Source organism: Hafnia psychrotolerans (genome assembly GCF_014639435.1).
GTDB lineage: Bacteria > Pseudomonadota > Gammaproteobacteria > Enterobacterales > Enterobacteriaceae > Ewingella > Ewingella psychrotolerans.
On record NZ_BMFZ01000001.1, the window covers coordinates 302,561 to 328,021 of the forward strand.

The 25,461-nt window shown below is 52.0% G+C and carries 23 protein-coding genes and 3 pseudogenes; 7 read left to right on the plus strand and 19 right to left on the minus strand.

Annotated elements, in window-relative coordinates; all coding sequences use genetic code 11:
* Nucleotides 1–69 precede the first annotated feature (69 nt).
* Both zitB and IEV89_RS01390 read right to left on the minus strand, forming a co-directional pair.
* On the minus strand, nucleotides 70–1,023 hold the full coding sequence (gene zitB / locus IEV89_RS01385; protein ID WP_188469669.1) for a CDF family zinc transporter ZitB: 954 nt from the start codon (nucleotides 1,021–1,023) through the stop codon (nucleotides 70–72).
* Between the two features lie 557 nt (nucleotides 1,024–1,580).
* On the minus strand, nucleotides 1,581–1,922 hold the full coding sequence (locus tag IEV89_RS01390) for a protein YbgS (protein ID WP_188469671.1): 342 nt from the start codon (nucleotides 1,920–1,922) through the stop codon (nucleotides 1,581–1,583).
* Nucleotides 1,923–2,145: 223 nt separating this feature from the next.
* On the opposite strand from IEV89_RS01390, the gene aroG reads away from it, so the two are divergent.
* Nucleotides 2,146–3,198 (plus strand): 3-deoxy-7-phosphoheptulonate synthase AroG, encoded by a 1,053-nt coding sequence (aroG, locus tag IEV89_RS01395; RefSeq protein WP_188469673.1) that lies wholly within the window; start codon nucleotides 2,146–2,148, stop codon nucleotides 3,196–3,198.
* Between the two features lie 41 nt (nucleotides 3,199–3,239).
* Here the strand turns inward: aroG and IEV89_RS01400 are convergent, their stop codons facing one another.
* The 10 genes and pseudogenes from IEV89_RS01400 to modE form a co-directional block, all read right to left on the minus strand.
* Nucleotides 3,240–4,697 carry an MFS transporter gene (locus IEV89_RS01400; RefSeq protein ID WP_188469675.1) on the minus strand — a complete coding sequence of 486 codons (1,458 nt, stop codon included), beginning with the start codon at nucleotides 4,695–4,697 and terminating at the stop codon, nucleotides 3,240–3,242.
* Between the two features lie 113 nt (nucleotides 4,698–4,810).
* Nucleotides 4,811–5,563 carry a 2,3-diphosphoglycerate-dependent phosphoglycerate mutase gene (gene gpmA, locus IEV89_RS01405; RefSeq protein ID WP_188469677.1) on the minus strand — a complete coding sequence of 251 codons (753 nt, stop codon included), beginning with the start codon at nucleotides 5,561–5,563 and terminating at the stop codon, nucleotides 4,811–4,813.
* Nucleotides 5,564–5,717: 154 nt separating this feature from the next.
* Nucleotides 5,718–6,050, minus strand: coding sequence for a PsiF family protein (locus tag IEV89_RS01410; protein ID WP_188469679.1), 333 nt, complete (start codon nucleotides 6,048–6,050; stop codon nucleotides 5,718–5,720).
* A gap of 187 nt (nucleotides 6,051–6,237) precedes the next feature.
* A complete protein-coding gene (galM, locus tag IEV89_RS01415) occupies nucleotides 6,238–7,284 on the minus strand; it encodes a galactose-1-epimerase (RefSeq protein ID WP_188469681.1) in 1,047 nt (348 codons plus the stop codon).
* A pseudogene (galK, locus tag IEV89_RS01420) lies at nucleotides 7,278–8,373 on the minus strand (galactokinase). The gene galM and the pseudogene galK overlap by 7 nt, the downstream one beginning before the upstream one ends.
* A pseudogene (gene galT / locus IEV89_RS21580) lies at nucleotides 8,373–8,790 on the minus strand (galactose-1-phosphate uridylyltransferase). Before galT (IEV89_RS21580) ends, galK begins: the two co-directional pseudogenes overlap by 1 nt.
* A 16-nt stretch (nucleotides 8,791–8,806) precedes the next feature.
* Entirely contained in the window at nucleotides 8,807–9,205 is a 399-nt protein-coding gene (gene galT / locus IEV89_RS21585; protein ID WP_229746329.1) for a galactose-1-phosphate uridylyltransferase, read from the minus strand.
* Between the two features lie 33 nt (nucleotides 9,206–9,238).
* Nucleotides 9,239–10,214 (minus strand): annotated as a pseudogene (gene galE / locus IEV89_RS01430) (UDP-glucose 4-epimerase GalE).
* A gap of 365 nt (nucleotides 10,215–10,579) precedes the next feature.
* Nucleotides 10,580–12,052 carry a molybdate ABC transporter ATP-binding protein ModF gene (gene modF / locus IEV89_RS01435; RefSeq protein ID WP_188469683.1) on the minus strand — a complete coding sequence of 491 codons (1,473 nt, stop codon included), beginning with the start codon at nucleotides 12,050–12,052 and terminating at the stop codon, nucleotides 10,580–10,582.
* Nucleotides 12,053–12,176: 124 nt separating this feature from the next.
* A complete protein-coding gene (gene modE / locus IEV89_RS01440) occupies nucleotides 12,177–12,959 on the minus strand; it encodes a molybdenum-dependent transcriptional regulator (RefSeq protein ID WP_188469685.1) in 783 nt (260 codons plus the stop codon).
* Between the two features lie 190 nt (nucleotides 12,960–13,149).
* Here modE and IEV89_RS01445 point away from each other — a divergent pair, with 190 nt between their 5' ends.
* From IEV89_RS01445 to modC, 5 genes are all read left to right on the plus strand, one after another.
* Nucleotides 13,150–13,308: an AcrZ family multidrug efflux pump-associated protein gene (locus tag IEV89_RS01445; protein ID WP_188469687.1), complete on the plus strand. Its 159-nt coding sequence runs from the start codon at nucleotides 13,150–13,152 to the stop codon at nucleotides 13,306–13,308.
* Nucleotides 13,309–13,478: 170 nt separating this feature from the next.
* Nucleotides 13,479–14,252: a molybdate ABC transporter substrate-binding protein gene (gene modA / locus IEV89_RS01450; RefSeq protein ID WP_188469689.1), complete on the plus strand. Its 774-nt coding sequence runs from the start codon at nucleotides 13,479–13,481 to the stop codon at nucleotides 14,250–14,252.
* Nucleotides 14,253–14,376: 124 nt separating this feature from the next.
* On the plus strand, nucleotides 14,377–15,390 hold the full coding sequence (locus IEV89_RS01455; protein ID WP_229746330.1) for a nickel/cobalt transporter: 1,014 nt from the start codon (nucleotides 14,377–14,379) through the stop codon (nucleotides 15,388–15,390).
* 85 nt (nucleotides 15,391–15,475) lie between these two features.
* On the plus strand, nucleotides 15,476–16,165 hold the full coding sequence (gene modB / locus IEV89_RS01460) for a molybdate ABC transporter permease subunit (RefSeq protein WP_188469691.1): 690 nt from the start codon (nucleotides 15,476–15,478) through the stop codon (nucleotides 16,163–16,165).
* A 2-nt stretch (nucleotides 16,166–16,167) separates the two neighbouring features.
* A complete protein-coding gene (gene modC, locus IEV89_RS01465) occupies nucleotides 16,168–17,229 on the plus strand; it encodes a molybdenum ABC transporter ATP-binding protein ModC (protein WP_188469693.1) in 1,062 nt (353 codons plus the stop codon).
* Nucleotides 17,230–17,291: 62 nt separating this feature from the next.
* Here the strand turns inward: modC and IEV89_RS01470 are convergent, their stop codons facing one another.
* Entirely contained in the window at nucleotides 17,292–18,113 is an 822-nt protein-coding gene (locus IEV89_RS01470; RefSeq protein WP_188469695.1) for a pyridoxal phosphatase, read from the minus strand.
* A 182-nt stretch (nucleotides 18,114–18,295) separates the two neighbouring features.
* Here IEV89_RS01470 and pgl point away from each other — a divergent pair, with 182 nt between their 5' ends.
* Nucleotides 18,296–19,312, plus strand: coding sequence for a 6-phosphogluconolactonase (gene pgl, locus IEV89_RS01475; RefSeq protein ID WP_188469697.1), 1,017 nt, complete (start codon nucleotides 18,296–18,298; stop codon nucleotides 19,310–19,312).
* 118 nt (nucleotides 19,313–19,430) lie between these two features.
* On the opposite strand, the gene IEV89_RS01480 is transcribed toward pgl, so the two are convergent.
* The 6 genes from IEV89_RS01480 to IEV89_RS01505 form a co-directional block, all read right to left on the minus strand.
* Nucleotides 19,431–20,744 (minus strand): putative acyl-CoA thioester hydrolase, encoded by a 1,314-nt coding sequence (locus IEV89_RS01480; protein ID WP_188469699.1) that lies wholly within the window; start codon nucleotides 20,742–20,744, stop codon nucleotides 19,431–19,433.
* Nucleotides 20,745–20,836: 92 nt separating this feature from the next.
* Nucleotides 20,837–21,319: a kinase inhibitor gene (locus tag IEV89_RS01485; protein WP_188469701.1), complete on the minus strand. Its 483-nt coding sequence runs from the start codon at nucleotides 21,317–21,319 to the stop codon at nucleotides 20,837–20,839.
* Nucleotides 21,320–21,377: 58 nt separating this feature from the next.
* Complete coding sequence (locus IEV89_RS01490) at nucleotides 21,378–22,073, minus strand: type 1 glutamine amidotransferase domain-containing protein (RefSeq protein ID WP_188469703.1); 696 nt, start codon at nucleotides 22,071–22,073, stop codon at nucleotides 21,378–21,380.
* Nucleotides 22,074–22,117: 44 nt separating this feature from the next.
* Nucleotides 22,118–23,161: an NADPH-dependent curcumin/dihydrocurcumin reductase gene (gene curA, locus IEV89_RS01495; protein ID WP_188469705.1), complete on the minus strand. Its 1,044-nt coding sequence runs from the start codon at nucleotides 23,159–23,161 to the stop codon at nucleotides 22,118–22,120.
* A 183-nt stretch (nucleotides 23,162–23,344) separates the two neighbouring features.
* Entirely contained in the window at nucleotides 23,345–24,124 is a 780-nt protein-coding gene (locus IEV89_RS01500; protein ID WP_188469707.1) for an ABC transporter substrate-binding protein, read from the minus strand.
* A gap of 40 nt (nucleotides 24,125–24,164) precedes the next feature.
* Nucleotides 24,165–25,319, minus strand: coding sequence for a methionine aminotransferase (locus IEV89_RS01505; RefSeq protein ID WP_188469709.1), 1,155 nt, complete (start codon nucleotides 25,317–25,319; stop codon nucleotides 24,165–24,167).
* Nucleotides 25,320–25,461 lie beyond the last annotated feature (142 nt).

Sequence of the window (25,461 nt, forward strand, 5' to 3'; positions counted from 1 at the left end):
CGCATTGTGGAATAGCAACATCGCAGCGCCTCCTTCATGGGGGCGCTGCACGTTTGACGGCCAGGTAGACTAATGATGATGTGCGTGGCTGTGTCCGTGGTGATCGTGTCCGGTTTCTGTGGCACTGTTTTCATTAATCAGACAATCCGGCGTGCTGCACTCGCCATATTCCATCTGAATAGTGGCATGGCCGATACGGTATTTATCAAGCAGATACTTCTGTATCCGGCCTAACAGCGCATCGTGGTCGTGCGGTGGGACAACCTGTGCATGTAATGTCATCAAGCGCTGTTCGCCAATCTGCCATACGTGAACATGGTGAATACTGCGGATTTCGGGGATAGCGACCGACAGATCTTTGCGTAGTTTCTCAATATCCACTTCTTGCGGTGTACCTTCGAGCAACTCATGAAAACTCTCTTTCATTAAGCGCCACGCATTGTTGAGCACCAGACACGACACCAGCACCGACAAAATCGGGTCAATAGGCATCCAGCCAGTTTTCATGATAATAAGTGCAGCCGCGACGGCACCGATTGAACCCAGCAAATCACCCATTACGTGTAATGCAGCAGCCCGCACGTTGATATTGGCTTTCTCTTCGCCCTGATGGAGTAACCAGAAAGACACCAAATTAGCGAACAGTCCGGCGATACCAATGACTAGCATGGTTCCGCCCATCACGGGCTGCGGGTTAATGAAACGAGTGATGGCTTCCCAAACAATCAAAATTACGATCACCAGCAGCGCCGCCGCGTTGACGAAAGCTGCCATGGTGGTCAACCGTAGATAACCAAAGGTATGGCTGGCGCTGGGTTTACGCTTGGCGAAATGAACCGCCAGCAACGCAATGAGCAGAGCGGCGGCGTCAGTCAGCATATGACCGGCATCGGCCAGCAGTGCCAGTGAGCCGGAGATCAGGCCACCGATCACCTCTACGACCATAAAGACTACAGTGATCAGAAATGCCAGCAGTAGACGGCGACTGTTTTTATCCTGAGGTAAAAATGACGTTACTGACATACCTTTCCTTATCTAGGTAAAACCGGATGGACTAGTCATTCAGGAAAGAAATGTTCTCCCTGATTGAGAGCGTCAACGGCGGTGATTAATTTGCTCATGGGCTGTCCTTACTGGCCAAGCCGTTGGCTCCATGCTTTTGCGCCAGGCGTGCGTGCACGTCATCTTCCTGTGCTGTGTAGATCAACTATTCAGCGTAGGGGAGTGGCGCAACATTCGCTTCATCAACTGTAAACTATCGACTTGCGGCTGGGCAATGTCCAGAATCACCAATTCGAAGGTGTACGCTGCCAGACAATGCATGGCTTGCACACCATCAGTAACACTGTTCAGTTGCCATTGCTGTCCCTATCTCGGTAACGCTGGCCTCCACACCATCTGCACTAAAGGAGGATCGTCGGTCAGTAACAGAGAGAGAATAGGGATCAGGATATTTAGCGCTAAGAGATAAAAGGACTTTCAGCATAACTGAAGTGCTTCGCTGGCAGACGCTCATAAAAATAGGAGCCTAAGCTCCCATTTACAGATTGACTCATCGCGTCGCTGTTGATCGAATTAAATCAGTTGCCAGTGGCTTTAGATTGTTTGTTACCCGGAACTTGATCAGGACAGCGGCCATCCTTACACATGGTTTTCTTATGGTCTGTGACTTTCTTATTCCCACTTTTATGTGCTTCATTCGTGGTCTTGTGCGCTTTTGTATGTACTTCATTCACGGGCTTATCCGTGTTATTAATTTTGCTATTATCAACACTCTTAGGTGCGATTTTTTGAATCGACCCTGGACTGTCTGATTGGTTAGCCGCGCCATTGTTGGAACCTGCATCGGTACCTGCTGCAAAAACTGCACCACTACCTAACGCCATTGATGTGGCAAGAATCATCATTGCAAGCTTATTCATACCTTGTCTCTCCATTTTATGGTTATGATCTATCGTCTTGGTATTGCTTTATAAACGCTATATCTAAAGCGTAGCTAATGATTAGGCGACTGCAACATGATTGAGACTATTCGCAAAGGCTTCTCTGTTTTATAGTGCATTTACACCCGCGTACAATGCGGCTAGATTGGACTCATTCGGCATTTCGTACCGCCTTCATTTTGAAAGATCTTATGGAACAGTTATGAATTATCAAAACGACGATTTACGCATCAAAGAAATTCAGGAACTTTTGCCTCCGGTAGCGCTGTTAGAGAAATTCCCAGCGACCGATAAAGCAGCAAAAACAGTATCTCAGGCGCGCAATGCCATCCATAAGATACTGAAAGGAAACGATGACCGTTTACTCGTTGTCATTGGGCCATGCTCGATTAACGATCCCAAAGCCGCGAAAGAGTACGCTGCCCTTTTGATGTCTATGCGCCAAGAGTTGCAAGGTGAACTGGAAATTGTGATGCGCGTGTATTTTGAAAAACCGCGAACCACCGTGGGCTGGAAAGGCTTGATTAACGACCCGCAAATGAATAACAGTTATCAGATTAATGATGGCCTGCGTATTGCACGCAAATTATTGCTGGATATTAATGACTCGGGTTTGCCAGCAGCCGGTGAATTCCTCGATATGATCACTCCGCAATATTTAGCCGATCTGATGAGTTGGGGAGCTATCGGTGCACGTACTACAGAATCTCAGGTTCACCGAGAACTGGCGTCGGGCCTCTCCTGCCCGGTGGGATTCAAAAACGGCACTGATGGCACCATCAAAGTGGCCATCGATGCCATTAATGCTGCTGGCGCACCGCACTGCTTCTTGTCCGTCACCAAGTGGGGTCACTCAGCGATTGTTAGCACCAGCGGTAACAACGACTGTCATATCATTCTGCGCGGCGGCAAAAAGCCGAACTATAGCGCTGAAGATGTGAAAGAAGTGAAAGAAGGTCTGAAAAAAGGCGGTTTGTCTGCGCAAATCATGATCGACTTCAGCCATGCGAACAGTAGCAAACAGTTCAAAAAACAGATGGAAGTCTGCACCGACGTTTGCAGTCAACTGGCGAACGGAGAGCAGGCCATTATGGGTGTGATGGTTGAAAGCCACTTGGTCGAAGGGAATCAAAACCTCGACAGTGGCGAACCCTTGACTTACGGCCAGAGCGTGACCGATGCCTGCATCGGTTGGGATGATACCGAAATCTTGCTGCGTGAGCTGGCGGCTGCGGTAAAAGCGCGTCGCGGTTAACCCGTCCCCACTTTTGAAGCCCCGCTTATACCGGGGCTTTTTCACTTTTTAGCTTGCCGTGATACGGCATCACCTGCGTCGGGGGCTAAACGAGCAATATCGATCACCGCTAGCGCGGTGACCAGTGCAATAATCGCAAACCCCAGTTTGAAGGCAATACCCGGCACTGACGTTAACCCGGCATGTGTCGCGATTAATTCTCCCGCCCGGATACTCAATGCGCCGAGAGTCACGCCAAGGCCTGCAGCCAGCTGTAACGAGGTGCTGAAAAGCGTATTCGCTGAGCTCATTTCGGCATCTGGCACCTCGGCAAATGCCAGCGTGCTTATCCCAGTGAACTGCATTGAACGACACAACCCACCCCAGAACAGCATCACGATGGTTAGCACTTCCGGGCTGGAAGGTGTGAGAAAGGCGCACACCAGCAAAGACAGTGCGCTGAGCAGACCGTTACCGATCAGTAATTTTTTAAAACCAAAATAGCGAATCAGCGGCGTGGTTGCCGGTTTCATCATCAGATTTCCGGCGAACACCGCCAGCACCAAAATACCCGAATGAAAGGCATCCAATCCGAATCCCACCTGAAACATCAGTGGCAACATGAAGGGCGCAGCACTAATGGTGGTGCGAAAAATAAACCCACCTCGCATGGTGACACGGAAACTGTTCACCTTGAGTGAATCTAGCCTGATCATTGGGGAAGTCGCATCACGTAGATGCCTGACCGCCATCCATAGTGTGACGCCGCCCGTGCTCAGAAGGGTTAGCGCATAGGTCAGATTTACCGTCTGCTGACTGCACATTTCCAGCCCGATCACTAAACAGAGCATCGAGACACCCATCATGATAAAGCCTTTGATATCGAAGGGCTGTTTTGCCGTGGGAGTGTGGTAGGGGATCAGCCGCCAGGCCAAAATGATCGCCAGCGCGCCAAGGGGAACATTGATAAAAAATATCCAGTGCCAACTGGCATAAGTGGTGATGAAGCCGCCTACTGGTGGGCCGAGGATGGGGGCAACCAGTGCTGGCCATGTCAATGTTGCTATCGCTTTGATCAATTGATCTTTAGGCGTACTGCGCAAAACGGCCAGCCGGCCAACGGGCACCATCATGGCACCTCCAATACCCTGAATAATCCGCATCGCGACAAATTCAGTGACGTTGTGCGCCAGTCCGCAAAATAACGAGGAGAGTGTGAAGATAAGCAGGGCAGCACTGAAGACGTTGCGGGCTCCGAAACGTTCGGCGATCCAGCCACTGGCGGGTATCAGTACTGCGAGTGTCATCAGATAGGCGCTGATACAAATGTTTAAATCCACCGCCGACACGCCAAAAGAGCGCGCCATAGCCGGCAGCGCCGTGGCAATGACGGTGCCATCCAGAAACTCCATAAAGAAAGCCCCGGCCACCAGCAGCGCCATGGGAGATATTCCGGTACCGCGGCCTGGACTATCGGTTGGCTGAGACGTTTGTTCTGGTTTTGTTTCAGCACGTGACATGACTCATTCCTGTCCAGGCGTTTATCTGTCGATTTTATACTGAAAAACATAAAAAAAGGACAGCTTGCGCTATCCCTTTTCGGTACTGGTAATATCACTCAGATACGGCGAAATTACTTAGCTTTACCTTGGTTTGCCACTGCCGCTGCTTTCGCTGCGATTTCGTCGGCATTGCCCAGATAGTAATGTTTAATCGGTTTGAAGTTTTCGTCGAATTCGTAAACTAACGGCACACCGGTAGGGATGTTCAATTCGAGAATTTCGTCTTCACCCAGATTATCCAGGTATTTAACCAATGCACGCAGGGAGTTACCGTGTGCAGCAACGATCACGCGCTCGCCACTTTCAATGCGTGGTTTGATAACGTCAGTCCAGTAAGGGATAACGCGTTCGATGGTCAGTGCCAGACTTTCAGTCGTTGGCAGCTCTTCAGGACGCAGTTTCGCATAACGCGGATCGTGTCCAGGGAAGCGCTCATCGGTTTTTTCCAGTTCAGGTGGTGTCACGGCAAAGCCACGACGCCATTGTTTCACTTGCTCGTCACCGTATTTCTTGGCGGTTTCTGCTTTATCCAGACCCTGCAACGCGCCGTAGTGACGTTCGTTCAGTTTCCAGGATTTCTCAACTGGCAGCCAAGGCTGATCCAGTTCGTCTAAAACGCTCCACAGCGTATGGATGGCACGTTTCAGCACAGAAGTGTAAGCGAAGTCGAAATGGAAACCTTCGTCTTTCAGCAACTGACCCGCCGCTTTTGCTTCGGTGCGGCCCTTGTCAGAAAGTTCGACGTCATGCCAACCGGTAAAACGGTTCTCTTTGTTCCACTCACTTTCGCCGTGTCTTACCAGAACCAGCTTGGTTACAGCCATAGCTAAAATCCTCAATTAACTGAAATTCCAATGATAACTGTTATCATTATAGGGTCTGAGCGTCGCAGACGGCAATCTGAATCTCACGGTGTTTTGCCAACTGTGCCGCTCAATGTCCTTTCACCATAGCGAATTTAAGCGTTCACTTCAGCCGTTAGCGGGCTTTTTTCAGACAGGTACTCATAAAGGCCTTACGGGCGTCACCTTTAAGCTGTTTTTTCCCTGCATCGGCATTACAGTTTTTCATCTTGTTCTGCTGCTCTGTCATTTTCTTATCGGGCTTGGTTTCTGCTTTCAGGCAGTGACTCATAAAATTTTTGCGCTCATCGCCCTTGAGTGACTGACCGGTGGCTTGTTGATTACAGTCGGTCATTTTTTGACGTTGCGCAGATTGCGCGGCAGAAGGGGCTTTCGTCGTGTCAGCGGCCAGCGCCTGACCACCGATTAACAAGGTAGTGAGCAGCGGTAGTATCACGGTTAAACGCATAACAGATTCCTTATCAGGCGTCCCATTGGCAGGACATCTCATAAGCGTAGATGGGCAAAGGCGCTTTAGCACAAGAAAAACGTAGCGGGATGAGCAGGCGATCACATTTCACAGGAAGATGACAGTCTGAATACGGAATGCTAAAAAACAGGGCCTTTCGGCCCTGCAGATATCGTATTAGCTCAATTTATAATGCGAAAAATTGATAAACCGTTTGTGAGAGGTAGGTCTGACCAGGTTTTATCCAGCAGCTTGGCTGAGGCCAGGTTGAGTGGTTCGGGCTGTCGGGCAGGAATTCACTCTCCAGCGCGACGCCCTGATATTGAGCATAGGTTCCGCCGGTGCGATTTGGCGTACCACTCAGGAAATTGCCACTGTATAGCTGTAGGGCTGGGGCCGATGTAAACACGCTCATTTTCACTTTACCGTCTGCAGACCACAGATGTGCGGCTGGATGTTCACCGCTGTTGCAGCTGCGGTTGAGCAAATAAGCGTGGTCATAACCTTTAACACGTTGCTGATCCCGGTCACTCAGGAAGTCTTTGGCCAGTGTTTTTGGTGCGTTGAAATTCATGCCGGTGTGTTCAACGGCGGTCGGGTCCGCGCAGGGAATACCGTCGCTGTCGATGGGGAGGAAACGGTCAGCAAACAATTGCAGCGTTTGTTGACGTGCATCTTTACCTTCGCCGTCGAGATTAAAATAGGCATGATTGGTTAGATTTACCGGACAGAGCTTATCCACCGTCGCGGTGTAGCGGATCTCAAGACGGTTGTCATCGGTCAGTTGATACTGAACTTCAGCCGTCATGTCACCTGGATAGCCCTGATCACCGTCGGCTGAAAACAGCTGGAAGCTGACTTGCTGCCCATCCTGCGACACGATTTTCCAGCGACGCGCATGGAAACCTTCCGGTCCGCCGTGCAACTGATGTACGCCCTGATTGGCGACCAGCAGATGCGGCTTACCGTCGATCTGAATCTGTGAGCGGGCAATACGGTTAGCATAACGCCCTACTGTTGCACCCAGATAGGCATTCTGGTTGATATAAGCCTGTGGGTTTTCACAGCCCAGTAATAGTTCGCGTTTCTCGCCCTCAGCCAGCGGTAATTCAAGCGAAAGCCAGGTCGCACCCCAATCCATCAATGTGGCCGTAGTACCGCTCGCGTTCTTCAGGGTAACCCGTTCGAACGGTTCGCCATCCGGTGCCAGCAAGGTATTTTCTGGTTTTAGCATATCCCGGCTCCTTGCGAAGCGGTACAGACATAAAATGTCTCTTTCAGGCCGGTTTGCACCGGGTATTCGCGGGCGACAGTTTCGCGCACGGCATCCACCAAATCAATCGGGATCAGTGCCACGATACAGCCACCGAAACCACCACCGGTCATACGCACGCCGCCTTTGTCGCCGATCACGCTTTTGACGATCTCGACCAAGGTATCGACTGGCGGAACGGTGATCTCAAAATCATCACGCATTGATGCATGAGAGTCCGCCATCAGTTCGCCCATCTTTTTCAAATCACCGGCGGCCAGCGCATCAGCGGCTGCCAGGGTTCGATCATTTTCAGTGATCACGTGACGGGCGCGGCGGGAAACTACCGGATCAAGTTCGTCAGCAATGGAGAAAAACAGAGAAGGGTCAACGTCTCGCAGTGCTTTGACACCAAAGAAACGGGCCGCTGTTTCACACTGTTCGCGACGGGTGTTGTATTCACTGTCTACCAGACCGCGTTTCACGTTGGAGTTGATGATCACCACGGCGGCGTTTTTCGGCATGGAGACTGCGCGAGTTTCCAGCGAGCGGCAGTCGATCAACAGCGCGTGACCTTGTTTACCGAGAGCAGAAATCGCCGTTCAGCGCCAGCGCCACGCCGTCAAGCGGCAGGTCATACAGGGATTTCAATGCCTGGCCGACGGCCACTTCCAGCGATGCCGAAGAGCTGAGGCCCGCACCTTGCGGCACGTTTCCGCTGATGACCATGTCGGCGCCAGAGAAATCGTTGTTGCGCTGCATGAGGTGTTTCACCACGCCGCGCACATAGTTGGCCCAAGGATGGGTTTTGCTGCTGAGGATCGGTTCATCGAGGGAGAAGAGATCTTCTTCATTGCCAAAATCTGCTGCGACCACACGGATCTGGCGATCATTACGCTGCGCGCAGGCGATCACGGTTGCGTAGTCAATTGCGCAGGGAAGAACGAAACCGTCATTGTAGTCGGTATGTTCGCCGATAAGATTGACACGACCCGGCGCTTTGATCGTGATGGTGGCCGGGTAGCCGAATTTTTGCTCAAAAATGTCCAGGGTCTTGTTTTTCAGTTTCATTATTTTACTCCGGCCTCACGATAATGAATATCACTCACCGCACACAGACGTTCTGCCGCTTGTTCAGCGGTCAAATCGCGTTGAGTTTCAGCCAGCATCTCGTAGCCGACCATGAATTTACGTACCGACGCCGAACGTAACAGCGGCGGATAAAAATGCGCATGTAGCTGCCAGTGACTGTGGTCGCCTTCCGAGTAGCAAATTGTCGTAACGGCTGGTCAGTTTTTTCAGCGCCAAGGCTAAATCACTGCGCTGTGCATCTGTGAGATCGGTAATGCGTTGAACATGTCCCTTCGGTAACAGCAAGGTTTCGAATGGCCAGGCGGCCCAATAAGGTACGACGGCCAGCCAGTGTTCGGTTTCCACCACGGTGCGGCTGCCATCGGCCAATTCACGTTGCGCGTAGTCGACCAGCATTGGCGAGCCTTGCTGCTCATAATAGGCGCGCTGTAAACGAAGGGTAGGTCTTGCCTAAATCGGCGCTCTGCTCCTGCCACGTTTTCACCACTTCTTCCAGCGCAGCCACCGTCAGTTGCATCCGCATCAGGGGATCCTTACTTTCCGGCGCAAATGGTGTATCCGGCATCAGTGCCGCAAAATCATTGGTGAAAACATGAGTGCCGGTGTAATCAGGGTTGACGTCCCCAGTGACTCGGGTATTACCCGGACAAAGAAAACAGTCAGGATCGTGCTGCGGCAGGATCTCCTGCGACGGCGTTTCCTGCTGGCCCTGCCACGGACGTTTGGCTCGGTGTGGGCTGACAAGGATCCACTGATCAGTCAGTGGGTTATAGCGTCGATGCGGGTGATCGACAGGATTGAATTCTGACATGCTTTTTCCTTTATTCGGGTTGTTATCCGGTGTTTAGTCCGGATAACCCTGCGGATTTTTCGATTGCCACAGCCAGGTGTCGTTAGCCATATCTTCCAGCGACCGGCTGACACGCCAGTTCAATTCATTAGCCGCTTTGGTCGGATCAGCCCAATAGGCTGGCAAATCGCCGTCGCGACGCGGAGCAAAGTGATATTTCACAGGTTTACCGCAGGCTTTACTGAAGGCATTCACGACGTCCAGCACGCTGTGGCCGAAGCCTGCGCCAAGGTTATAGATATGCACTCCAGCTTTGTTGCTCAGGTTTTTCATCGCGGCGATATGGCCGTCAGCCAGATCGACCACGTGAATATAATCGCGCACGCCTGTGCCATCGGGTGTTGGGTAGTCGTTGCCGAAAATAGAGACCGATTCGCGGCGGCCCACGGCGACCTGTGCAATAAACCAGGCCTGACGGATGCGCACCCACTGGATTGAAATAGCGCAGCAGCGTCATGCTCCATTCGGTTTCAGCTCGCTGCACATCTTCGAGAATTTGTTCAACCATCAGCTTGCTCCGCCCGTAAGGGCTGGAAGGATTGCCGGTTGGGAAGTCTTCGACGTAAGGGGTTTTCGGCTGGTCGCCATAAACTGTCGCTGAGGAGCTGAAAATCAGATTTTTCACGCCAGCGTCACGCATGGCTTCAACCAATACCAGAGTACCTGCGACGTTGTTGTCGTAGTACGCCAGTGGTTTGGCGACAGATTCACCCACGGCTTTCCAGCCCGCAAAGTGGATCACCGAGTGGATTTTGTGCTCGCTGAAGATCTGATCGAGGATGGCGCGGTCGCGAATATCGCCTTTATAGAACAGTGGTGTTTTGCCGGTCAGCGTATTGATTCGTTCGAGCACGCTGGCCTTACTGTTATGAAGATTATCAACGATGATCGGCGTATAGCCCGCTTCAATCAGTTGCACACAGGTATGACTGCCAATGTAACCGCTACCACCAGTGACTAAGACGTACATAAATGCTCCTCGATAGTAATGTGGGACAACAATATCATGCAGGAATGTTGAAAAAGGTGATCAGTGCCAAATTATATGGAATCGCTTACACGTCAAGTTTAACACTCTCAGGGGGTTTTAGACAGTCAGTGCAAGGGCCGAGGGAGAGTGCCAAGATGCAGCGTAGACAATAAGTGTAATCGATTACATTAGAATGAATCCCGCAACACAACAGAATTCTCTCACGTATTTAGACTTGTCACACTTCAAGCCGCAGCATGGCTGGCTGCCTTTATTCGCGCCGGGAACATGGCTGACCATGTTCCCGGATATTCATTCAATTGCCGCGGCGCTGCAACTCGAATGATTTAGGATATGGAAGGTTTTTACTTCAATGCATCCAGTTGATAGCAATAAATATCACCATCTGGGATAAACGAGAGGCGGTGAGTGATGCACTCGGGCGCATCCTCAGCGTGGTGCGAGACAAACAGCAACTGAGTATCACCTTCGCCAATCATGACATCCACAAAACGCCGCACCAGTTGGCGATTGATCGGGTCCAGTCCTTGTAAGGGCTCATCAAGAATCAGCAGCGCCGGATGTTTGACTAAGCCACGCGCAATCAGTGCCAGACGTTGTTGGCCCCAGGATAGGCTGTGAAAAGGTGCGTCACCTTGACTCCCGCCAAGGCCGAGCAGTTCCAGCCACTGGCTGGTCAAAAAATGCTGGCGGTCAGACACTGCCTGATAAATACCAATGGAATCGAAAAAGCCAGAGGTAATGACGTTGCGTACGCTGGAACTTACACGGTAATCGAGATGCAGACTGCTGCTGACATAGCCGATATGACGTTTGATGTCCCAAATGGTTTCGCCACTACCGCGACGACGGCCAAACAACGTCAAATCATTGCTGTAACCCTGGGCGTGATCACCGGTGATCAAACTGAGTAAGGTCGATTTCCCTGCACCATTTTCACCGACAATCTGCCAGTGCTGGCCCTGATCAACCTGCCAGGTGAGGTGATGTAAAATAGGACGATCGTTATATTCCACGACGCCATTGCGCAAGATAATCAGCGGGCCGTCGCCAGCGGGCCTGACGCGCTGGCTCGTGTCTTCCGCCTCTGGCAGGGCCATTCCTTTAAGATTTTCACTGTGTGCGAGCTGCGCCACCAACGCATCGGCCATGACGCTTTCTCGTGGGCCGACCATCGCCAGGGTACAATCCGCCAGGACGCCGACGTGCTGAACAAACGAGGGAATATCATCGAAGCGGTTTAGCACGATCACCATCGTTTGCCCTTGCTGCGCCAACCCGGCGAGCAGTTCTGCCAGTTGCGCACGGGCATTGACGTCAAGTCCGTCGAAAGGCTCGTCCAGCACCAGTAAATCGGGTTGCTGCATCAATACCTGGCACAGCAGGGTTTTGCGGGTTTCACCGGTGGAGAGATATTTAAAGCGGCGATCTAGCAGTTTAGTCATACCAAACTGAGCGGCCAGTGCGGCACAACGTTGCGGGTCTTTAATCTGTTCCTGAATCATTTCGGCGGTAGTGCGGCCGGTATCGTCCTCGCCCTCACTCAGTAGATCGGTGTTGTTACGCTGCCACTCTTCTTCCACCAGTTTCTGTAACTGTTCGAAAGAGAGGCGCACGACCTTACTGAAGGTGCTCTCAGCCTCGCCTTGCAGCATCACCAGTTCACTGGCAAGTGCACGAGCCAGCGCTGACTTGCCGCTGCCGTTCGAGCCGACAAAAGCCCAGCTTTCGCCCTGATTAATACATAATTCATGCAGGGTAAGGATTCGGGTATCGCTAAGGCGGAAAATGCCTTGCGAGATACGCAACGATGACATGTCTCATCCATTTATAGTGGCAATATTATGGTTAAGGGATAAGCGCATCAGTCATCGATGTCAATTGACAATTCTGAAAATTGTCAATTCTGGTTGTGCAATATACTGATATAAAGGCCTATTATTAGCAGAGCGTGGCAATGATCACCTTGTCATCATCAAATTCGGCGAACACATTCTGCCCTTCCTGCAATTTCAGATGCTCAATCTCAGACTCAGCCACTGTCGCGCATAATGTCTCACCGCCTTCAAGGCTGACCAGCACTTCGCTGTTTTCAGCACCGTATTGAATGCTCAGCACCTTACCTGCCAGGGAGTTATGGGAACTGGAAGCCTGGGCTGTCAGCGTGATCCACGGCGCTTTGATCAGCACCAGCACTTCCTTGCCAGGCGAGAGTGCCAGACGATCGGCGCTTTGCTGGGTTACGGCGGCACGAATTCGGGTGTTACCGTCATTGAGCAGGACGTCGATGTGCTGCTGGACTTTCTGATGATCGCGTCCCACCACACTGCCGAAGAATTGATTACGGGCGCTGGTTTGCAATGAGAAGCGGGAAATGGCGGCCAGCAGACTGTCGAGTGGCAACGTATCTTCTTTTAATACATCGAAGGCTTTTTGCTGAATTTTTGCCAGAAGGTCATACAGTTGAATCAGTCGATCCCCGTAACGCGTCAGAATAGCGCCGCCTCCGCCTTTACCGCCGGTACTGCGCTCGACCAGCGTTTGATCTGCCAGCTGATTCATTTCGTTAATGGCATCCCAGGCGCTTTTATAGCTGATACCCGCCAGTTTCGCGCCCTGGCTGATTGAGCCGGTGATCTTGATCTGCTTGAGCAATTCAATACGACGCGGATCGGCAAAAATTTTCTGCTGTAGTTTGAGCGTTAACAGGATTTCAGCTTGCATATAGGACTTCCTCTAAAGATGATGCAGTATTGTCGTCGATATGCTGAGTGACTTAAACCGCATGAGGTATTTTGCCGCGCCAAGTCGGTTAAAAGCTAAAGTAATCTCATGCTGCGGCTGCTATTATCGATAACAGTTATGTTTTACCACCGCCATTTAGGCGTGTGTCAGCCAGTTAAATGAGGCTATCATGTTAGAGATTTTGGAAAGTTTGATCTTTGTGGTGATCATGGTCCCACTGTTTATCGCTTTGATACTAGGAATGATTTGGGGTATAGGCACCGTGTGTAACGTTATCTCCGGCGTTGGCCACTCCAAAGAAAAGCGCAAGCATCCGCAACAGAACTGAAACGGCATTAACGTATTCTGAAGCCCGGCCATGAGGCCGGGTTTTTTTATGGCTAAGATCAACAACCATCAAGTTATTCAAATTCCCGCCAATAAATCAAACTATGTTCCCTCTTTTCGCGCTATATTTCCGTTTATATAACGAGGCGCTTCATCTAACGAGGAAAACGTATGAAAATGTCATGGAATAAAATGCTGACTGCCAGTGTACTGGTTGCCGGTTTTAGCATTCAGGCGCAGGCTGCGGATAAAATCACCGTCTTTGCCGCCGCATCGCTGACCAACGCATTGCAGGATATTGCCACGCAGTATCAGAAAGAAAAGGGCGTACAGGTCGTCTCTTCTTTTGCGTCATCGTCCACGCTGGCACGTCAGATTGAGCAGGGCGCCCCAGCCGATCTGTTTATTTCTGCCGATCAGCAATGGATGGATTATGCCATCGACAAACAGCAAATTGTCGATAACACCCGTTATACGTTGCTCGGTAATGAGCTGGTGCTGATTTCTGCCAAAACCAGCAAAATCAATAAAGTCGATATCTCAGAAAAAACCGAGTGGCTGAGACTGATTGGTGATAGCCGTTTAGCGGTTGGCGATCCGGATCACGTTCCGGCAGGCATTTATGCCAAAGAAGCACTGCAAAAACTGGGTGCCTGGACCGTGCTCGAACCTAAACTGGCGCGCGCCAGTGACGTCCGTGGCGCTCTGGCGCTGGTCGAACGCGAAGAAGCGCCGCTAGGCATCGTTTACGGTTCTGATGCTATTGCCAGTAAAAAAGTGAAAGTTATTGGAGTATTCCCAGCGGCAAGTCATAAACCGGTGGAGTACCTGATGGCGATAGTGAAAGGCCATGAAAATCCTGTTGTCACCGCGTTTTATGATTATCTGAAAACCCCGGCGGCGGCTGAGATCTTCAAAAAATACGGCTTCACGCCGCGCGGTTAATTTCGCGATTTCGCTGTTCCCGACACGTTCTTTCCAGCGGGGATGAACGTGTCTCAAATCCCTATTTTTTTCATTATGCTGTGCAATAATAGAATTCCAAAGTTTCCCGCCATTACAGGTGTTTATGATGCTTAATACCCTGAATAACAGATTCCGCATCGCCCCGTGGGTGTTAGCCAATGTGGTGATCATTATTGCGCTGATTGTGGTTCTGCTGGTGGCGTGGGAGTACTGGAGGGATTTCGTGCAGATTTGCATCAGCATGCAAATCTTTATGCATCGCTATCTGGTGCTGTATTTATTGGAAATTCGTAATGGTCAGTACAGCGGCGGCCTGTTTTTAGTCACCAGCGGCTTTATCTACGGCCTCTTACACGCCGTCGGGCCGGGACATGGGAAATTCGTCATCACCACCTATCTCAGCACCAGCCGCGAAAAGATGGCCATCAGCCGGTTAATCTCTTTTACCGGAAGTATGATGCAGGGCGTAGTGGCGATTGCCTTCGTATGGCTGCTGGCGGTGATATTTAATTTCTCAATGGGTGATCTGAGCCTCAGCCGCTGGTATGTCGAAAAAGCCAGTGCCGTATTTATTGCGTTTTTTGGTTTGATCACGCTTGCCCGCGCCTTTGGATTCACGCCGTGGCGTAGAAATACGAAACGCCGTCTACCCGCTTTCTCTCCGCTCATCAACCCGCCGAAAGCGGTATTTAATCAGGTTCATTCCGCAGAAACTTGTGGTTGCGGGCACAAACATTTATCGATGCCGGATGACCTCAGCGGGACTTTCGCCTCACGTCTGTGGGTGATTCTATCGATTGGGATCCGCCCTTGTAGCGGCGCTATCCTGATTCTGGTCTTCGCCAATGCGGTCGGGATGTTTCGCTGGGGAATGGCAGCGGCAATGAGTATGGCGCTGGGCACTGCGCTGTCGATTACAATTGTTGCGACGCTGGTGACTCATGCCCGCGAAAAAGTCATGAAAATTAATGCGAAAAATGGCCTGGCGCACTGGCAACATGGCAGCAAAGCTTTGATGCTGTTTGCGGGTGTTTTACTGATACTTTTTGCGATGGTGCTATTTTTCTCGGTGATCCCGGTCAGTGGAAACGGAGATTTTGTGGCTGCCGGATGCTGATAATCAGCATGTTAATTAAAGCGTTTGCGATTTATGCCGATATTTTATCTTTAGCAACACAAAAATTCAGGAATAACAAAGCGACATGATACTGAGCGAATATGAGTGGCAGGCGGTATTTCTCAGTCTGAAAGTATCGGGCTTGTCCGTAGTGTGTAGTTTGCCACTTGGTATTCTGATGGCATGGATCTTGGTCCGTTGTCATTTCCCCGGCAAATCGTTGCTCGACAGCATTATCCATTTACCGCTGGTGCTACCGCCGGTAGTGGTTGGCTATCTGCTGCTGGTGGTGATGGGCCGCAGGGGCGTGGTGGGGCAGTGGTTATATGATTGGTTCGGGTTTAGCTTCAGTTTCAGCTGGCACGGTGCGGTGCTGGCGTCTGCCGTGGTGGCGTTTCCGCTGATGGTGCGGGCGATCCGCCAGTCTCTGGAAGCGGTTGACTCCAAACTGGAACTCGCGGCACGCACGCTGGGCGCATCACCCTGGCGGGTATTTTTTACCATCACCTTACCGTTATCGGTTCCCGGCGTTATTGTCGGTGTGGTGCTGGCGTTTGCGCGTTCGCTTGGCGAATTCGGCGCGACTATTACCTTCGTATCGAATATCCCCGGCGAAACCCGTACCATCCCGCTGGCGATGTACACCTTGATTGAAACCCCCGGCGCGGAAAGTGCGGCAGCACGGTTGTGCGTGCTGGCGATCCTGCTGTCTCTGGCGGCATTACTGATTTCTGACTGGCTGGCAAAACGCAGCCGTACGCGGCTGGGAGGCTGAACATGCTTGAACTGGATTTCAGCCAGCAACTGGGGGCTCTCAACTTACAGGTTTCGCAGATCTTGCCAGCTCAGGGCATCACCGCGATTTTCGGATTGTCCGGTGCAGGAAAAACGTCGCTGATCAACGCCATCGGCGGGCTGACGAAGCCCGATAGCGGGCACATTTCGCTCAATGGCAGAATGCTCTCAGATGCTGAAAATAAGATTTTCCTGCCACCTGAAAAGCGCCGTATCGGTTACGTTTTTCAGGATGCGCGCCTGTTCCCGCACTATCGCGTAAAGGGAAACCTGCAATACGGTATGGCGGCATCGATGCGCGGTAAATTTGATAGCATTGTGCGGCTCCTCGGGATTGAACCTTTGCTCGATCGTTTTCCGTTGACGCTCTCCGGCGGTGAAAAACAGCGCGTGGCGATTGGCCGTGCGCTGCTGACTGCACCGGAAATCCTGCTGATGGATGAACCGCTGGCAGCGCTCGATTTACCACGTAAACGCGAGCTGATGCCCTATTTGGAAAAACTGGCGAAAGAAGTCAGTATCCCCATTTTATATGTGACACACAGTTTGGATGAGATCCTGCGGTTAGCCGACAAAGTGCTGGTGCTGGATAACGGCAACGTGCTGGCCATGGGGGATCTGGAAACCGTTTGGGCCAGTAACATTTTGCGCCCGTGGTTACCGCGTGAGGAGCAGAGTAGCGTACTTAATGTCAGCGTGCTTGAGCACCACCAACGCTATGAGATGACCGCGCTGGCCATTGGCGATCAGCGTCTGTGGATTAGCAAAGTTGATGCCCCAGAAGGGACACCGATACGCGTACGAGTCAACGCCGCTGACGTCTCTCTGGTGCTGCAACCGACAGCCAACAACAGCAGTATCCGTAATGTGTTGCCTGCCAAGGTATTGGAATGTCTGGATATCGGCGCGCAGGTAGAAGTTAAGCTGGCGATGGCTGACCATATTCTCTGGGCGCGAATTACGCCTTGGGCGCGTGACGAACTGATGGTGCGCCCTGGCCAGTGGCTGTACGCACAGATTAAAAGTGTATCGCTGAGCCGCTAAAGGTTTTTAGACATGAAGTATAGGGCACCTGAGCGTGCCCTGTTATGGCGTTACCGGGGAATTTAAGCCAGTACTTTGGTGCGGATCACCTCGGCAATGCCAGGTTGTTCGTGATCGCCGATCACCAGTGCGGCGCGTTCTTTTATCGCATCCACGGCATTGCCCATCGCCACGCCCAAACCGACATTTTCCAGCATACTGAGATCATTGAAGTTATCGCCGAAGGCCACCACATCCTGCATGCTCATCCCTTGGGACTCCACCCACTCCTGCAGACGACGGCCTTTACTGTTGCCACCTTTCGCGACATCCACCTGATCGTGCCATGACCATTCACAGGCCAGGCCCAGCTCGTTTTCTACCTGTGCGGCGAAGGTATGCAGAGCATCAAGGTCTTGATGCGAGGTGGCGAATTTCCAGATCGAGTGCGCTTCATCAGCGGCATCACGCAGATTATTGACCTGCACAATATTGGGACGTTGCCCTTCCGGCAGCGTTTCACCCCAGGCAATCGAACGGCTTACGTGACCACTTGCATCTTGATACAGCATCGCATCATCAACATACAGCAGCCCGTGAATACCGTGAAAATCCAGCAAGTCGACCACTTTTTTGGCCTGTATTTTGTCCATCGGATCCGACGTGATGACTTTACGTGCCTGATAGTCGTACAAATAGGTGCCATTACAACAGATAGCCGGAGTATCGAGCTGTAATGCCTGGTAAAACGGATGGATAGCTACGTGGTGGCGGCCAGTGACAATAATGACCTTAATACCCTGAGAGCGGGCTTCGGCCAGCACAGCCAGGGATTCCGGCAGGATACGTTTTTGACGGTCAAGTAAGGTGCCATCAAGGTCGAGAGCGATAACGCGATAAGTCATAGTGATAATCCGTTAGATAGCCATAAAATAGAAGAAATTCTCGCCATATTACACCGTTAGACAAGATGAGAGAACCTCGCATCAAGGGGTAAACGACGCGTTCCTAAGCTGAGTTATCGTGCTAATCTTAATGATGCTTTAAAAAAACATAACGACGCATTCAGTCTTAATAAGGAGATGTGATGAAGCAAGTTGTCTACGTTGCCAGCCCTGAGAGCCAGCAAATCCATGCTTTCCGTCTTGGCGAAGAAGGTGAACTGAGCCTGCTGCAAACAGTTGATGTACCAGGCCAGGTTCAACCGATGGTGATTCACCCAGACGGACACCGCCTGTATGTCGGCGTACGTCCTGAGTTTGGCGTGCTGACCTATAATATCGGCCATGACGGCTCGCTGGAGCAAGCAGCGATGGCACCTTTGCCGGGCAGCCCTACGCACGTGGGGGTTGATCTACAGGGGCGTTTTCTGTTCTCTGCCTCCTATAGTTTTAACAATGTCAGCATCCATCCGATTAACGAAAAAGGTGAAGCGTTGGCACCGGTTCATGTGCTGGAAGATATTCAGGCGCCGCACTCCGCTAACATTGACCCGACCAACCAGTTACTGATGATCCCGGCGTTGAAAGAAGACTGCATTCGTCTGTTTGACTTCAGCCTGCAGGGCGAAGCCACGCCACATCAGCCGCAATCGGTGTCTACAGCCACGGGGGCGGGGCCGCGTCATATGGCCTTCCATCCGAACCAGCACTTCGCTTACTGCGTCAATGAACTCAACGGCAGTGTCGATGTGTATCAGAAAGATGTCACAAGCGGCGAGTATTGTAGGGTGCAGACGCTTGACATCATGCCGTCTGATTTTAAAGAAACCCGTTGGGCGGCAGATATTCACATCACGCCAAACGGTAAATATCTTTATACATCGGATCGCGGCTCCAGCTTGATCTCTGTGATGACCGTCTCCGGGGATGGCGGCGAACTGGTGTTGGCGGGGCATCACGCCACGCAAACTCAGCCACGCGGTTTTAATATCGATCACCGTGGGCGTTTTGTGATCACCGCCGGTCAAAAATCTGATGCCATCGAAGTGGCGAAGATTGATCAGAACAGCGGAGCGCTGACTGCCCTGAAAACCTACCCGGTAGGCAAAGGTCCGATGTGGGTGTCCATTGTCGAGCTAAGAAGCCATAACGTTTCCCTCTGAATTTTGTTCCTGTCTTTGGGTCTGCAACGAAAACCCTCAGATGGCCCAACGCAAAATTCAGCGCGTAAAAAAGCCGCCGGAGTCATACTCGGCGGCTTTTGCATGTCTGGGCTGCGGCTTATTTCGCCGGAGGTGTCATGATATTGTTGTACTGCCACAGGCGGTTGAAGTTCACATCATTCAAATCACGCGGTTGTTTTTCATCTTTCGGCACATTGCCGGTGAAAGCACGACCGGAGAAGGCCGCGTTGCCCCATGGATTCATCAGGTTGTAACCGTTGTCGATCTGGCTATCGCGGATAACGACCTGACTGTTTGGTGTGGTACCTGCAACATATCCACCATTTTCAGCGCCTTCGTCCCACGAGCGGCCCAGTTGGGCTTTCGCCGCCTGACCTTCGAAACCACGGTCGGTGGTGAACGTGCTGTTAGTGACCAGGAAACCGTAAGGAACATGGGCCGGAGTATTCGGGGCTAAAACAGAAGCTTGCTTAACGCCGCGGCTGCTGACTGTGTGGAATTCAACATGGTCAAACACGGCACTTGAGCGGCCAATAACATAATCCACATCACCTTCGATCAGGCTGTTTTTCACGTAGGCACGACTGTAGCGTTTGTTATCTGGCTGATTTTTCACGTTAGCGGTGGTCAGCATCAGGGTGTTCTGACGGCCAATCAGGCGCACATTGTCGAGCATAATATTGTCGCCATCGGTGCGCAATGCCACCGCAGCGTGATCACCCGCATCAACGCTGTCGAGCAGGCTATTGGTGATGGTTAGATTCTGTAGTTGCAAACCGCTGCTCTGTGACCAGACGGTTGCTGTACAGCCAGCACCGACAGTATCGGATTTTTGAGTGGCACAGTCATTGAACATATACCAGGCGCGGTTACCCGGAATGAACTCGCCATTCTGGCTCAACGTGGCGCGGTAAACCGCTGGCGTTACTGATGCTTCCAAACCTTGCTGGATAACCACGTCGCCTGGGTTGGTCCCTGTACCGAACAGCGTGATCGGTGGCGCACCGGATGGAATATAAACCGCACCGGTATAGGTGCCAGGCAGGATCTTAATGAACACGCGCTCACCATGGTTACGCACGCGTAGGGCTGCTTCAATCGCTTGCTGGACACTGGTATATGCCGCGCCGTTAACCCCCATTTGCGTGCCGACCACGAAGTCAGTTTTCACGTCGGTGGTCGCCACCAGGTTAGGGTACCAGCCCTGCGGCTGAACCTGCAGGGAGCGACCGCCAAAGGCCAGATAGTGTTTGGCCGTAAAGTTTGCGGCTTCATCTGGGCTCAGAATAGGATCAACAGCAGTGCCTGGTGCGACCTGGCTGGAAATGCCTTCGTGGCTGCTACTACAGGCCGCCAACACCAGACTGACGGACAACATGGCGCAGGCGCGCGACAGGGTGGAGATTTTCACTGGGTCTGACTCCTTGATAAACGACAAAAAGCGGCGGTCAGCAGAACTGACCCCCGCGTTGTATTCTGACTGTCTTATTTATACCACAGCACTCAGCTGTATATCACCGTGAGAGATGATTTACCAAGAGAATGGAAATGAATGTTGAAACCCAGATAGGCACCGCTGGCTTCCTCGTTAACTTCTAGCGCGTCAACATCCAGAGCATATACCGTGAACTGGTAGCGATGGCTTTCGCCTTTTGGCGGTGCAGCACCGCCGTAACCTGCTTTGCCGAAGTCAGTGCGGGTTTGCACCGCACCGGGCGGCAGGCCAGGTTTGCCGGAACCAGCCCCTTGCGGTAATTCGGTCACGTCCGCAGGGATATTCGCCACGCCCCAATGCCACCAGCCAGAGCCGGTGGGCGCGTCGGGGTCGAAGCAAGTTATAGCAAAACTTTTGGTGCCTTCCGGCGCACCGCTCCAGGCGAGATGCGGAGAGAGGTTATCACCGCTATAACCCATGCTGTTGAACACTTGTGCGTTGGGCATTTTTTCGCCGTCGCGCAGGTCTGAACTGATTAAAGTGAAGGGCATACAGTCAACGTCCTCATCAAAGGTTATTATTTTCACATCCATTAAATTCAATTCACGCTTATTGGGTGACTTCGCCGCCGCCGAGTAATTTAAGCAGGGCTTGCGCGACATTGGCGGATGACGCCGGGTTCTGGCCGGTGATCAGCTTACCATCAGTCATGACATAAGGACTCCAGTCAGCGGCTTTACTGTAATCGCCGCCGTTCTTTTTCAGCTCATCTTCGACCAGGAACGGCACGATATCCGTCAGGCCAACCGCGTCTTCTTCGCTATTGCTAAAACCGGTCACCCGTTTGCCTTTGACCAGCGGCGAGCCATCGGCCTGTTTCACATCCCGCAAGACGCCGGGCGCATGGCAAACGGCTGCTACCGGTTTACCCGCCGTCCAGAAATCCTCGATGAGTTTTACCGAGTTTGCATCCTCTGCCAGATCCCACAGCGGGCCGTGGCCACCGGGATAGAATACAGCATCAAAATCAGCCACATTCACGTCTGCCAGTTTGACGGTATTGGCCAGCGCATGTTGTGCGTCTTTATCCTGACGGAAGCGATCGGTCGTTTCAGTCTGGGCATCCTTCTCATCACTTACCGGGTCCAGCGGTGGTTGACCGCCTTTCGGTGACGCCAGCGTCAGCACCGCACCGGCATCCAGAAATTGATAATAAGGCGCTGTGAACTCTTCCAACCAAAAACCCGTTTTTTTGCCTGTATCGCCGAGTTTGTCGTGCGACGTTAATACAATCAGTAATTTCATGTTATCTCCTGTGAGCCAGGCCAAATTGCCTGGCTGACCTATGATCAATTATTGTCGTGACTCACTTTTATCACTAACTTGCCAAAGTTTTTACCTTCGAGCAGGCCGATGAAAGCCTGTGGTGCATTTTCCAGCCCCTCAACGATATCTTCGCGGAACTTCACTTTTTCGGCTTCAAACCATTCACTCATCTGTTTGGCAAACTCAGGATAGCGATGGCCATAATCATCAAAAATGATAAAGCCCTGCATGCGCATACGTTTCTTAAGGATAGTTCCGGTTAGCAGCGAAAGGCGATCCTGACCATCATTTAGGCCAGTTGAGTTGTACTGTGAGACTAAACCGCACACTGGGATACGCGCTTTGGTATTGAGCAGCGGTAGGACGGCATCAAAGACGGCACCGCCGACGTTTTCGAAATAAACGTCAATGCCGTCGGAGCAGGCTTCTTTTAGACGCTTATCCAGATCGGGTGCCCGATGATCCAAGCACTGGTCAAAGCCGAAATAGTCAACGGCGTAACGGCATTTTTCTGGGCCACCGGCGATACCAATGACCTTACAGCCTTTGATTTTAGCAATCTGGCCGACCAAAGAACCCACCGGGCCAGTAGCAGCGGCGACCACCACGGTTTCGCCCGCCTGCGGTTGGCCAATATCCAGTAGCCCCATAAATGCAGTGAAGCCAGGCATACCCAGAACGCCTAGCGCCAAAGAGGGTTTTTTCAGCGCCGGGCCTTCCAGTTTCTTCACCGTTTTTGCATCGGCCACTGAGTAATCCTGCCAGCCAGTGCTGCCAACCACCAGATCGCCCGGTTTGAAATCAGGGCTGTGAGAGTCCACCACGCGGGATACCGCACCGCCGGTCATCACTTCACCGATTTGTACCGGCGCAGCGTAAGAGGGCGCATCACTCATGCGTCCGCGCATATAGGGGTCAAGGGAAAGGAAAAGTGTGCGCAGCACCAACTGCCCTTCTTTGGCCGTGGGAATCTCTTGTTCTTCCAGGCGGAAGTTATCTGCGGTTGGTGCGCCGTGCGGGCGTGATGCCAGCAAAAAACGGCGGTTTATGGATTGACTCTGAGACATACAAACTCCTTCATTGACGCGTGTTCTAAGGTAGCCACTGTTGGGTGAAAACCTGTGTCATGGGGAATAAGTATAGGCGGCTAGGTGAGTTATGACTGAAGCGGTTTATGCTTCATGTGGCGAATTGAATGCAAACGCGGAGGCCGTCATGACGAGTCCCCGCGTTTAAGCCGGTATTGAGAGTTACTTCGCGGTTATATCAATATCGCCGAAATATTTCTTCGAAAGTGCTTCGATCACGCCGTCTTGCTTGATTTTGGCGATAGCCACATCCAGTTTCTCTTTGGTGGCCGTGTCGCCTTTACGCAGGCCGAAGGCGATACCGCTGCCGAGGATTTTGTCATCACGTACCGCATCGCCAGCGAAGGCATAATCCTTGCCGTCCGGGCGATCGAGGAAGCCGGTCTGGCCTGCCGGTGCCAGCACTAATGTGCCATCAAGACGACCGGAAGAGAGGTCCAGATAGACCTGATTCTGATCCTGATAAGAGACGATATCCACGCCTTTCGGTGCCCAGTGCGCCTGCGCGTAACTTTCCTGAATCGAACCTTGCAACACGCCGATATGCTTGCCTTTCAGAGAGTCGGCAGTTGGCAGCAATTTAGCGTCCTTTTTCGCGATGAGTTTGCTGGGTACGCGGTAAATCACGTTGGTGAAATCAATGGCCTGACGGCGTTTTTCAGTGACATTCATCGCCGAGTTAATGGCGTCAAATTTACGCGCCTGCAGCGCCGGGATCAGCCCGTCGAAGGCAGTATCAAACCATTCACATTTTAGTTTGGCGGCGGCGCAAACGGCGTTACCGACATCGATATCGAAGCCCTGCAATTCACCGGTGGCGCTCTTAGATTCAAACGGCGGATACTGTGCTTCCAGACCAAATTTCAGCGTTGAGCCGTCTGCCAGCGCAGAAAATGACGCAGCGGCGCAACCTAACAACAAGGCGATGTTTAATTTTTTCATTATCATTTTCACTTCTCCCAGAGGGTATCAAGTATGGCGTTTAGACGCGGCACAGGCGACGTGCACCTTCGTACAGCGTTTCGTCGTCTTTGGCAAAGCTCAGGCGGATAAGTCCGGTCGGTGAGTTATGGCTATAAAATGCCGACAGCGGAATGGTGGCGATCTGGTGATCGCGGATCAAACTTAGAACGAACGCGTCGTCAGTCAGCGAACTAAACTGGCTGAAACGGGCCAACATAAAGAAGCTGCCGTGACTTGGCAGTAACTCAAAACGTGAGCCGCTGAGAGCAGTGGCCAGCAGATCACGCTTTTGCTGATAAAAATCGGCCAGACCGAGATAACTCTGCGGGTCAGCCAACGCCTCAGCGAATGCGACCTGCATCGGCGTGTCGGCCGAAAATACCATGAATTGATGCACCTTGCGGATCTCATCCATCAGCTCGACAGGTGCCAGGCAATATCCCACGCGCCAGCCGGTGACGTGATAGGTTTTGCCGAATGACGAAACAATCACGCTGCGCTCGGCCAGTTGCGGATGGCAGGCCATGCTTTCATGGCGTTGACCGTCGAACACCACGTGTTCATAGACTTCATCGGACAAAATTACGATGTCGGTATCGCGGGTCAATGCAGTCAGGCGTTCAATATCGACGGCGGTAAAAATCGCGCCGGTCGGGTTGTGCGGGCTGTTAATGATGATCATCCGCGTTTTGTTGTTAATCGCGCTGGCGACTTCATTCCAGTCAATGCTGAAATCTTCCAGCGACAGACCGATGGCGACCGGTGTAGCACCTTGCAAGCGGACAATCGGCGCGTAACTGTCAAAGGCGGGTTCGAAATAGATCACCTCGTCACCCGGATGCACCAGCGCGCTGATGGCGGAGTACAGCCCTTCGCTGGCGCTGGCGATCACGGTCACTTCGCTATCCGCATCGTAATGACAGCCATATAACGCTTCCACTTTGGCCGACAGCGCATGACGCAACGCCGCCACGCCGCTCATCGGCGCATACTGGTTATGACCGTTACGCATAGCTTTACTGACGGCATCAATCAGTGAAGGTTGGCATGAGAAATTGGGTGCACCTTGCGATAAATTCAGTGCATTATGCTCGGCGCTCAACTGGCCAATCACGGTGAAAATGGTCGTGCCAACGTCAGGCAACTTTGATAGTGGTGAAATAGCGCTTTTCATAACAGACCCCAAGCCCCTTCATCCTTCAAGCCGCTGATGCGTTTGCTGTCTGCGCGAAAAGGATGCTGAGCATAAATAATTAGAACTGATGAATGATTAAGCAACAGTTCCCCTGTGCCGACAAGGGAAAATTTGTCATACT

Bases quoted from the DNA above. Each gene is read 5' to 3' on its own strand.
- zitB (WP_188469669.1), bottom strand. From the start codon at position 1,023: ATGTCAGTAACGTCATTTTTACCTCAGGATAAAAACAGTCGCCGTCTA.
- gpmA (WP_188469677.1), bottom strand. From the start codon at position 5,563: ATGGCTGTAACCAAGCTGGTTCTGGTAAGACACGGCGAAAGTGAGTGG.
- pgl (WP_188469697.1), top strand. From the start codon at position 18,296: ATGAAGCAAGTTGTCTACGTTGCCAGCCCTGAGAGCCAGCAAATCCAT.
- aroG (WP_188469673.1), top strand. From the start codon at position 2,146: ATGAATTATCAAAACGACGATTTACGCATCAAAGAAATTCAGGAACTT.
- IEV89_RS01500 (WP_188469707.1), bottom strand. From the start codon at position 24,124: ATGAAAAAATTAAACATCGCCTTGTTGTTAGGTTGCGCCGCTGCGTCA.
- IEV89_RS01485 (WP_188469701.1), bottom strand. From the start codon at position 21,319: ATGCCCTTCACTTTAATCAGTTCAGACCTGCGCGACGGCGAAAAAATG.
- IEV89_RS01455 (WP_229746330.1), top strand. From the start codon at position 14,377: ATGATGCTTAATACCCTGAATAACAGATTCCGCATCGCCCCGTGGGTG.
- modE (WP_188469685.1), bottom strand. From the start codon at position 12,959: ATGCAAGCTGAAATCCTGTTAACGCTCAAACTACAGCAGAAAATTTTT.
- IEV89_RS01490 (WP_188469703.1), bottom strand. From the start codon at position 22,073: ATGAAATTACTGATTGTATTAACGTCGCACGACAAACTCGGCGATACA.
- modC (WP_188469693.1), top strand. From the start codon at position 16,168: ATGCTTGAACTGGATTTCAGCCAGCAACTGGGGGCTCTCAACTTACAG.
- IEV89_RS01390 (WP_188469671.1), bottom strand. From the start codon at position 1,922: ATGAATAAGCTTGCAATGATGATTCTTGCCACATCAATGGCGTTAGGT.
- IEV89_RS01505 (WP_188469709.1), bottom strand. From the start codon at position 25,319: ATGAAAAGCGCTATTTCACCACTATCAAAGTTGCCTGACGTTGGCACG.
- modF (WP_188469683.1), bottom strand. From the start codon at position 12,052: ATGTCATCGTTGCGTATCTCGCAAGGCATTTTCCGCCTTAGCGATACC.
- IEV89_RS01470 (WP_188469695.1), bottom strand. From the start codon at position 18,113: ATGACTTATCGCGTTATCGCTCTCGACCTTGATGGCACCTTACTTGAC.
- modA (WP_188469689.1), top strand. From the start codon at position 13,479: ATGAAAATGTCATGGAATAAAATGCTGACTGCCAGTGTACTGGTTGCC.
- modB (WP_188469691.1), top strand. From the start codon at position 15,476: ATGATACTGAGCGAATATGAGTGGCAGGCGGTATTTCTCAGTCTGAAA.
- IEV89_RS01400 (WP_188469675.1), bottom strand. From the start codon at position 4,697: ATGTCACGTGCTGAAACAAAACCAGAACAAACGTCTCAGCCAACCGAT.
- curA (WP_188469705.1), bottom strand. From the start codon at position 23,161: ATGTCTCAGAGTCAATCCATAAACCGCCGTTTTTTGCTGGCATCACGC.
- galM (WP_188469681.1), bottom strand. From the start codon at position 7,284: ATGCTAAAACCAGAAAATACCTTGCTGGCACCGGATGGCGAACCGTTC.
- IEV89_RS01410 (WP_188469679.1), bottom strand. From the start codon at position 6,050: ATGCGTTTAACCGTGATACTACCGCTGCTCACTACCTTGTTAATCGGT.
- IEV89_RS01445 (WP_188469687.1), top strand. From the start codon at position 13,150: ATGTTAGAGATTTTGGAAAGTTTGATCTTTGTGGTGATCATGGTCCCA.
- galT (WP_229746329.1), bottom strand. From the start codon at position 9,205: ATGTCAGAATTCAATCCTGTCGATCACCCGCATCGACGCTATAACCCA.